This is a genomic window from Salinicola sp. MH3R3-1 (genome assembly GCF_001937155.1).
GTDB classification, from domain to species: Bacteria; Pseudomonadota; Gammaproteobacteria; order Pseudomonadales; family Halomonadaceae; genus Salinicola; species Salinicola halophyticus.
In genome coordinates this window covers 1-1319 of the sequence record NZ_MSDP01000076.1, presented here as the reverse complement: position 1 = coordinate 1319, position 1319 = coordinate 1, and the positions used below count along the sequence as shown (strand labels likewise).

Here is a 1319-nt window from a genome sequence, read left to right as displayed (position 1 = left end):
GCGATGTCGTGGCCGATATCCTGCTGCGTCACGACGTGTGGCTGATCGAGGACGACGTCCATGCGCTGCTGGAGCCCGAGGGATTGACCCCGTTGACCGCCCGCCTGCCCCAGCAGAGTTTCCACGTCACCAGCCTGACCAAGGCGACCGTCCCCGGGCTGCGCGCCGGCTATCTCAGCGTGCCCCGTGGGCAGATGCATCACACGTTGCCGAGACTGCGCGCCACCAGTTGGATGGCGACGCCGCTGGTCTTCGAAATTGCGGATTACTGGCTGGCCAGCGGCATGGTCGACACCCTGGCGCACGAGCAGCGCCAACTGCTGGCGGAGCGCCAGGCACTGGCCGCCCGCAAGCTGGCGGGCCATGCCATCGAATCGCGCCCCAGCAGCCTGCATATCTGGCTGGCGCTTCCCGAACCGTGGCGGGCGGAAGAGCTACAGCAGCAGGCCCGCCAGGAAGGCGTCGCCATCACCACCGCGCAGCCGTTTCTGGTCGAACAGTCCGCGATGCCGCGCCGCGTGCGTATCAGCCTGGGGGCCGAACCGGATCTGGCGCGTCTTGCCAGCGGGCTGGACGTGCTGAGCCAGCTGCTGGGCGAAGCGCCGCCGCCGATGCTGGAAATCGCTTATTGAAGGCCACGAGCGACGAGCTGCGAGCTGCGAGCTGCGAGCTGCGAGCTGCGAGCTGCGAGCTGCGAGCTGCGAGCTGCGAGCTGCGATGATGTTGATACGGCACTAATCCATCCAACAACACAATGACGGAGCTCAGATGCGAGTCCTGATCTATCACAACGATGCCGAGCAATGGCGCCACATTCTGCGCGAGCGCCTGCCGACCGCCGAAATTGTCGTCGCGAAGGACAGCGGCAACCCGCAGGTCGATTACTTGGTCGCCTGGAAGCCGCCGGCTTCGGTGTTCGACGAACAGACGGCGCTCAAGGGCATCGTCAATCTGGGTGCCGGGGTGGATGCCCTATTACAGAACCCCTCGCTGCCCCGCGAGCTCCCCATCGTCAAGCTGCGCGACGCCGGTATGGGCGAGTTGATCGGCGACTATGCGCGCTACGGCGTGCTGCATTTCCAGCGCGACTTCGACCGCTACCGGCGTCAGCAGGCGACGAGCGAATGGCGCGAGGTGCCCGTGGTCGACAAGCCCGACTGGCCGATCGGCGTGCTGGGTCTCGGCGCCATCGGCACGCGGGTGGCGCAGATGCTCGCCGCCGATGGTTATCCGGTCCTCGGTTGGAGTCGCTCGCCCAAACAGATCGACGGACTCACCTGCCATCACGGCGACGACGGGCTCGACACGCTGCTGCGACA

General features: G+C 66.4%; 2 protein-coding genes. Both read left to right on the top strand.

The window, feature by feature from the left end:
* Positions 1 to 632, top strand: a 632-nt coding sequence (locus tag BTW08_RS18380) for an aminotransferase class I/II-fold pyridoxal phosphate-dependent enzyme (protein ID WP_139313724.1), incomplete at its 5' end; no start/stop codon positions are given.
* Between the two features lie 136 nt (positions 633 to 768).
* The coding region (locus BTW08_RS18375; RefSeq protein ID WP_281492071.1) for an NAD(P)-dependent oxidoreductase at positions 769 to 1319 on the top strand (551 nt) is incomplete at its 3' end.